This window comes from uncultured Agrobacterium sp. (assembly GCF_913777885.1).
Classification (GTDB): domain Bacteria; phylum Pseudomonadota; class Alphaproteobacteria; order Rhizobiales; family Rhizobiaceae; genus Agrobacterium.
In genome coordinates this window covers 23,388-31,213 of sequence record NZ_CAJYTV010000023.1, presented here as the reverse complement: position 1 = coordinate 31,213, position 7,826 = coordinate 23,388, and the positions used below count along the sequence as shown (strand labels likewise).

The window sequence follows — 7,826 nt, the reverse complement described above, 5'->3', positions numbered from 1 at the left end:
CGGTCTTGCGGATATCAGGAACCAGACGGTTCAGCATCTCACCAGCTTCGGTTGCGACCTGAACGGTTTCACCGGAGAGGGAGGAGATTTCGGCTGCTGCCGCCTGGCTGCGTTCTGCAAGCTTACGAACTTCGGAGGCGACGACGGCAAAGCCCTTGCCGTGTTCACCGGCGCGCGCGGCTTCCACAGCGGCATTGAGTGCCAGAAGATCGGTCTGACGGGCGATTTCCTGAACGATGGATATCTTTTGCGCAATCGTGCGCATTGCAACGACGGCACGGCCCACAGCTTCGCCACTGGCTTCGGCATCCTTGGACGACTGACGCGCGATCTTCTCGGTCTGTGCAGCGTTATCTGCGTTCTGCTTGATGTTGGCGGCCATCTCTTCCATCGAGGCGGAGGCTTCTTCGGCGGAGGATGCCTGTTCAGTCGCGCCCTGCGAAAGCTGTTCGGAAGAGGATGACAGTTCCTGGCTACCGGACGACACATTGTCGGCTGCGGCCAAGGCATCGCCAACGACACCGCGCAAGCGCTCGACCATCGATTGAAGAGCAATTCCCAGCGTGTCCCGTTCTGACAGAGGCTTTGGTGTCACCGTCAGATCGCCGTTCGAAATTTTGTCCGCGACGCTCGCTGTCTCGCGCAGATTGGTCACCATTTCGAGCATTGCGATGCCAAGCGTGTCCTTTTCCGAAAGAGGCTTCACGTCCTTTGAAAGATCGCCAGCGGCAATCGTGCCAGCAACATCGGCCGTCGCGCGCAGATTACGTGTCATTGTGTTGACCCGATCGACAAGGTCCTTGATCTCGTCGTTGCTACGGATTTGGACATCCCGCTCAAGGTCGCCCACAGCAATTGCTTCTGCCACGGTCATAACCTTGCGCAACCCCGAACTGATACCCATCGCAATCCAAAAGGCAGTGAAGGCGGCGATGAGAATTGCTGCGATAGAGCACGAAATCAGCATAAATCGCGTCTGATCATAGTCGTCTGACGCTATCTGTTTGGACTCCTGCAGTCGTGTCCTATTCATCTGGACACCTTCATCGAGCTTCTTCGTAAGGGCATTCGCGGCGTTACGTCCTTCTCCGGCGGAGTAAGCCTCGGCCGCAGCGGTGTTTCCTTCGTCGAGTAGCGCGCGCACGCGATTGTCGCTGGCGTCGAAGGCTGTGGTGATCGACTGCAAGTCCGCCCAATAGGAACGCGTCTCAGGACTCGCCGTGGCAGCCATCTCATTCAACAGCTCCGTGAGATGCGCTTTGCTTTCATCTCCCACTTTCTTGTGCTGAAGCACTTCGGCAGGCGACTTCGCCAGGATCATGTTTTTTTGCGCCCGGATTGTCACAAGCGACAAGGCATTAATCTGATGCACCTTGTCGAGACGTGGAACAGTGCCTTCAACCACTTCGTTCATCGCGTCCCTGGCGATGCCGAGGCTATAGATGCCGTATCCAGAAGTGCCGGCTAACATAAAAATGAGAAGACCGAAGGTGAGAGCCAGCTTTGCTTTGATGGTGAACCGCATATCAAACGTCCCTGAACGCGAGGTAGTAATTGTCGAGAAGACATCAATGCCAAGCCATTGCTTGGACAGAGGATGATGAAAACTAAAATGGTGAGGATCGGCATAAAGAGTGGGTTATTGATAACCGCTTTGGGGGCGGGTCGTTGTGGGCTCCGCGCTCGTCAACCTGCATCCAGCGGCTAAGGCCAGAGGGACAGGTCAATCGAAGTGGAGTGGGGGTACTTACAAAACAGCCCTGAATGGCCGCTTGATTGGCATGTTGGCAGCATGAGCAACAGGCGCACACGTCGTGAGTCTGCCTGCGTCGGTCAGGTTGATTTTCTCATCGCATGAGACTTGGAAACTCCGCATCGACCATTCTTTATGGTCCGCGCTATCGGATCAGACGGCATCTTTAGACGAGACCCGGGCGCATCATGCGGGCGAGAAAGACAACCCCTGAAGAAATTCAAGGGTAGCGTTTGTCTGGCATCAATCTATCGGTCTATGGTAAAAATAACGTTACTACTTTTGGCAGATAACGATCGTTGACATGAGTCTCAGGATCGCTCCTCGAGTTTGGGAGCGATGATTTTTCCGACGAATTCCCTGTTTCAGAGCCCGAAGCTACTGTCCGGCGTTACGGCGTTTGCGCACCCGTCGTTGCGAGATAGACGGAGTACAGCGATTTGGTCGCCGTGATGAAGAGCCGGTTCTTCTTTGGACCGCCAAATGTCACGTTGGCCACCGTCTGCGGCACCTTGATCTTGCCCAGCAACGTGCCTTCAGGCGAAAAACAATGGACACCGTCACCGGCACTGGTCCAGAGGTTGCCAGCCGTGTCGAGGCGGAAGCCGTCGGGCAGGCCACTGTCAAGATTGCAGAACTCTCGTCCATTTGCCAGCCTTACGCCATCAATCACGTCAAACACTCTGATATGGCGCGGGCGCGAAACGTCGTGACTATAGGAGCTGTCGGCGACATAGAGCTTCGTTTCGTCAGGGGAGAATGCCAGGCCATTCGGCTGCATGAAGTCGTCGACGGCGATCTCGACCTGTCCGGACGTGGGATCAATCCTGTAGACATTCCGGGTCTTCTGCTCAGGTTGAGACTTGTAGCCCTCGTAATCGGAGAGAATTCCGTAGGTGGGATCGGTAAACCAGATGCTGCCATCGGATTTGACCACCACATCATTGGGTGAGTTCAATCGCTTGCCGTTATAGCTGTCGGCCAGCACTGTAATCGAGCCGTCGACTTCGGTTCTGGTCACGCGGCGACCCCCGTGTTCGCAGGAGATTAGCCGGCCCTGGCGGTCGCGAGTGTTGCCATTGGCGAAATTGGAGGGCTGGCGAAAAACGGAAATTCCGCCGTCCGGCACCCAGCGAAGAATGCGCTGGTTGGGGATGTCGCTGAACAGCAGGCAATTGAGATCCGCAAACCAGACTGGGCCTTCGCTCCAGCGGCAGCCGGAATAGAGTTCTTCAAGTTCGGCGTTGCCGACGATCAGGTGACGGAAGCGGTCGTCGCGAATGTCATAAACGGAGCTTTGATCTTTGGTCATGAGCGTCAATCGGCCTGAGAGGTGTTGGTTTCGTTTAGCGCGTGGCCTTTGGGCCGCTCGCCAGGAAAATCACGGAGATGATAATGAGGCCAGTGAGGATCAGTCGCGCACCGGCACCGAAGCCATAGGTGTTCAGCATCGACACCACGAGAAACATGAAGAGCGATGCGCCCCAGATTCCCGGCACGTTGGAGTCACCTCCAGCAACTGCCGTGCCGCCGATGACGACGACGGCGATCGACATCAAAAGATACTCCGACCCCATATTAAGGGCCGCACCGCCCGAAAAGCTTGCCAGAAGGTATCCGGCGATCGCTGCCAGAACGGAACAGAAGATGTAGGTTATGCAGCGCGCGCCATCGACGGGAATGCCGGTCATGCGGGCAGCGAAAGTGCTCTGACCGATGGCCGATATCCAGCGTCCGTAGAACGACCTGTCGAGCAGTACCCATGCGACGACCGAAAGGAGAAGCGCAACGAGCGCGACATTCGGTATGCCGAACGAGCTTGATATCGCGAAATTCGCCAGCGTTTCGGGCGGCTTGATTCGCAGCCCGCGATTGGACCAGATCGCGATCGATTGGACGATGAAGCTCATGGACAGCGTCGCGATGATTGGCGGGATGCGCAGGAGTTTGATCAATGTGTAGTTACCGATGCCTATCGCGATTCCGATCAGGACGGCCACCAGCAGACCCGGCAGGACGAGACTGTCGGAGACATCCATGAACTTCAGCGCAAGCGTGCCGGATAGCGTCATCGTGGCGGGGACGCAAAGATCGATATTGCCGGGACCGAGCGTGATGACAAACATCTGTCCAATGCCGACGATGACCGAAAAAGCGGCGAAGGTAAGAGCGGCGTGTGACAGCCCGAACGAGCTTGCGCCGCCAGTAAACATCACAGTGATGATCCAAACCGCAACGGTTGCGGCGAAGGACCAGATCCAAGGTCTTTTGGCTAAGGCAGCGAGGCGGCTCATTGGATTTTCTCCCGCTTTTCAAGACGGTTGAGCAAAAGACGCAAGGCGAGCACGATGATGAGGATCGCGCCCTGCGCACCGATCTGCCAGTCCGGCGAAATACGCATGAAGGACAGGAATGAGCCCGCAAGTGTCAGCGTCAAGGCACCGATCACCGCGCCGATGGGAGACACACGCCCGCCGACGAATTCGCCGCCGCCAAGAATGACGCCTGCAATCGATAGAAGCGTGTAGCGAAGCGCGATATTGGCATCGGCCGAGGTTGTCAGCCCGACGAGCGCAATGCCTGACAGCACGGCAAAGAAACCCGCCAGAGCAAAGGTTGCGGCACGAATGCCGACCACCGACCAGCCGGACCGCTCGACGGAGCGCAGATTGCCCCCAACGCCGCGCATCAGCACACCGAAGGAGGATCGCATGACGATGTAATGGGCGACGACCGCAATCACTATGCTGGCGATGATGGCGATTGGGACGAAGGGAGGCTTGGCGGTCATCAAGGCGCGCACGAAGGCAGGCGCGTGTCCGCCGGGGGAGGGCAGGATCAGAACCGCAAGGCCGCCCCAGGCAAAGCTCATTCCAAGTGTCACGACGATGGAGGGGAGGGCGCGCAGATGAATGATTGCCCCGAGCACGGCGTAGACGGCAATCGCCGCGGCAAAGATTGCGACGCCGATGATCGGGGAATCCTGAAGAAACGTTGCGGTCACGCAGGCACAAAAACTGACAAAGGTGCCCATCGATAGGTCGAGATCGTTGACGGACATGATCAGCATCTGCGCAATGGTTGCCAGCGCGATCGGTACCGCCAGATTGAACAGCAGGTTCATGCCTGTATAGCTCATGGCTCGCGGCTGCATGTAGAAGACGGCTATCAGCAGGAAGGCGAGCGACGCGGCGGGAATGACGAGGCGAAGTGTGTTGGCGGAAGTCTTCATGCGTGCGCCTCGTCTGAGAAGGATGCGGCCAGGACATTCTGTTCGGTAATCTCTTCGCCAACTAGTTCTGCTTGGATGGCGCCATCGCGGAAGACATAGACACGGTCGCACAAGCGAATTTCGTCCATTTCCGTCGAATACCAAATAAAGGTTCGGCCGTGTGCCGCTTCGGTTCTCAAGATGTCGTAAACCTCCTGTTTGGTGCCGATATCGACGCCGCGCATCGGATCGTCCATCAGCACGGTGCTGGCGGTCGTCGCCAATGCGCGGGCAAAGAGTACCTTCTGCTGGTTGCCGCCGGACAGGGAGAGGATCTTGTTGCCCATGTCGGGTGTGCGGATTTCAATCCGTTTCTTCCAATTGGCACCGAGTTCGCTTTCCTTGAATCTATCGACCAGTCCGGCAGATGAGATATCCCGAAGCGATGCGATCGAAAGGTTCTTGAGGATGCTCCAGAGCGAGAAGGTGCCGTTCAGGCTTCTGTCTCCCGCCACGAAGGCCAGGTCTGCCTTGCGACTTGGTAGCCAGCTACTGTTTTTCGCCAGATAAAGATCAAGCAGTGCTTCCGTCTGGCCGTGACCGCCAAGACCGGCAAGGCCGATGATTTCTCCGCGATAGGCCTCGAATGCGATCTCTGAGCCGCGGCGCGGCGCCATGGAGAGAACTTTTTCACTGGACCGAGCGCGGGCACTCCTGTGCGTATCCTGATCCTTCACGACGCTGCCCATGGCTTCGACCAGCGTCCGCGTGGTAAAGTCGCTTGCCGCGCGGTTTGCCACGACGCGTCCATCCTTCATGACCACGATGCGGGTCGCGGTCGAGAGGATCTCGCCGAGAATATGGGAGATCAGCAAGACCGAGCCGCCCTCGCGCACGAAGCGGCGTACATAAGCCATGAGTTGTTCGGCAAGACCCGCGTCGAGCGAGGAGGTCGGTTCATCGAGAATGACGAGCCGAGGCGCTTCCGGCGTGCGGCAAAAATTGATGGCGATTTCGACCATCTGGCGTTCGGCGATGGAGAGTTCTGAAATCGTCGCTTCGCAATCGATGCCGTGGCCCGGAAAGATGTCGTCGATGGTCTTCTGAATGGCTGACAAAGCACGACCGCGCCAATTGTGGCCCTTCATCGTGGGATGCATGATCCGCACGTTCTCGACAATTGTGAGATTAGGGCAGAGCGACAATTCTTGGAAAACGCAACGTACGCCACCGGCCCGCGCTGCCGCAATGCCCTGGCGACCGGGCGCACCGCCATAGGAAATCGTGCCGTCATGCGGGGATAGACCACCATTGATCACATTGACGATGGTGGATTTACCCGCGCCGTTATGGCCGACAAGGCCCAGACATTCCCCTGCGCGGATGATGAGATCGGCACCGTCAAGCGCCTTTACAGCGCCGAAGACGACCTTGACGCCGCGTGCGGCGACGACTTCTTCCGTCTCGATGATGTCATTCATGAGCAAAACGCCAACGATCTGAAAATGATGGAAATAAGAGATGGCCGCTGCGGCGACCAAGTCGACCGCAGCGGATGGGAGGTGAGGCCGGCCTTACTTGGCGGCAATCACCTTCTGCGCATCAGCCTGGGAGTAATCCACATTGGCAACGCCACCCTTCTGGGTGTTTTTCAGGTTCTCTTCGAGATTATCCTGATCGATGCGAAGGAAGGGAACGGTCAAGTCCTTCTTCACATCCTTGCCGTCGAGAATCTGCTGGGCCACCCAGAAGGCGAGTGTCGATACGCCGGGCGCAATCGAAACCGACATGGTCTTGTAGCCGCTGGCATCCTTCTGCTGCTTCCACCACTGCAACTCATCTTCACGGTTGCCCATGATGATGGTCGGGGTCGGACGCTTAGCGGCGGCAAACGCCTGAGCCGCACCGTAACCGTCACCGCCCTGCGTTACGACAGCGGCGATTTCCGGGAGGCTTGGCAAAATACCCGCGACGGCGCGCTGTGCGACGTCCTGCGCCCAATCGCCATTGACGGAACCGACGATCTTGAATTGTGGGTTCTTGGCAACGCCTGCTGCGATGCCTGCATGGATTTCGTCATCGACGGACACACCGGCGAGACCGCGGATTTCGAGAAGGTTGCCGCCCTTCGGCATGGCCTTTGCCAGATAGTCGATCTGGCTCTCACCCATGGCCTTGAAATCCACGGCGATGCGCCAGGCGCAAGGCTCGGTCACGATGCCATCGAAAGACACGACGATGATGCCGGCATCACAGGCTTCCTTGATCGCGCCGTTTAGTGCAGTCGGAGAAGCGGCGTTGATGACGATCGCATCATAACCCTGGAGGATGAGGTTCTGGATTTGCGCTGCCTGTTCCGTTGCCTGGTTTTCGGCAGTAGTGAAGGCGTCGGCTGCAGCGACCTGCTTGTCGGCAACGGCCTGCTTGGTGATCTTGTCCCAGCTCGTCAGCATCGCCTGACGCCAGGAGTTGCCGGCATAATTGTTGGAGAGCGCGATTTTCTTCGCCGAGGTATCGGCGTGAGCGGTGATTGGCATCGCGGCGCATAGGACAGCCGCCGACGCGAGAAGCATCTTTCTAAAAGCCATTGATTTTCCTCCCTGTGGCTTGCTCTTTCGGAGCCTGGAATATGTTTCGCCGCAAACCTTCCCCACGGCGGAAACGCAATTCCGTTGCACTGGAGCTCCTTTCCCCAGTAAGAACCAAAATGACCAAGAAGAGCCGGCTTGTACAGGCGCATCACGGCAATCTTCGTGCGGATCAACGCACAAAGCTTGCGGGTTCCCGCAAGACGAACGGCTCGGCTGGGCGCAGAATGGACCGTCGCAGGCTACCGACGTCTCGTCGCCTGCAACGGGAGAT

The 7,826-nt window shown here is 57.6% G+C and carries 6 protein-coding genes; all 6 read right to left on the bottom strand.

The window, feature by feature from the left end; all coding sequences use genetic code 11:
- The coding region (locus tag QZ869_RS20315) for a methyl-accepting chemotaxis protein (RefSeq protein ID WP_296106979.1) at positions 1–1,525 on the bottom strand (1,525 nt) is incomplete at its 3' end.
- A 619-nt stretch (positions 1,526–2,144) separates the two neighbouring features.
- Complete coding sequence (locus QZ869_RS20310; RefSeq protein WP_296015480.1) at positions 2,145–3,065, bottom strand: SMP-30/gluconolactonase/LRE family protein; 921 nt, start codon at positions 3,063–3,065, stop codon at positions 2,145–2,147.
- Between the two features lie 34 nt (positions 3,066–3,099).
- Positions 3,100–4,047, bottom strand: a complete 948-nt coding sequence (locus tag QZ869_RS20305; protein ID WP_296035450.1) for an ABC transporter permease — start codon at positions 4,045–4,047, stop codon at positions 3,100–3,102.
- Complete coding sequence (locus QZ869_RS20300) at positions 4,044–4,985, bottom strand: ABC transporter permease (RefSeq protein ID WP_296106977.1); 942 nt, start codon at positions 4,983–4,985, stop codon at positions 4,044–4,046. Before QZ869_RS20300 ends, QZ869_RS20305 begins: the two co-directional genes overlap by 4 nt.
- Positions 4,982–6,445 (bottom strand): ATP-binding cassette domain-containing protein, encoded by a 1,464-nt coding sequence (locus QZ869_RS20295; protein ID WP_296106975.1) that lies wholly within the window; start codon positions 6,443–6,445, stop codon positions 4,982–4,984. Before QZ869_RS20295 ends, QZ869_RS20300 begins: the two co-directional genes overlap by 4 nt.
- A gap of 93 nt (positions 6,446–6,538) precedes the next feature.
- Positions 6,539–7,552: an ABC transporter substrate-binding protein gene (locus QZ869_RS20290; RefSeq protein ID WP_296035444.1), complete on the bottom strand. Its 1,014-nt coding sequence runs from the start codon at positions 7,550–7,552 to the stop codon at positions 6,539–6,541.
- Positions 7,553–7,826 lie beyond the last annotated feature (274 nt).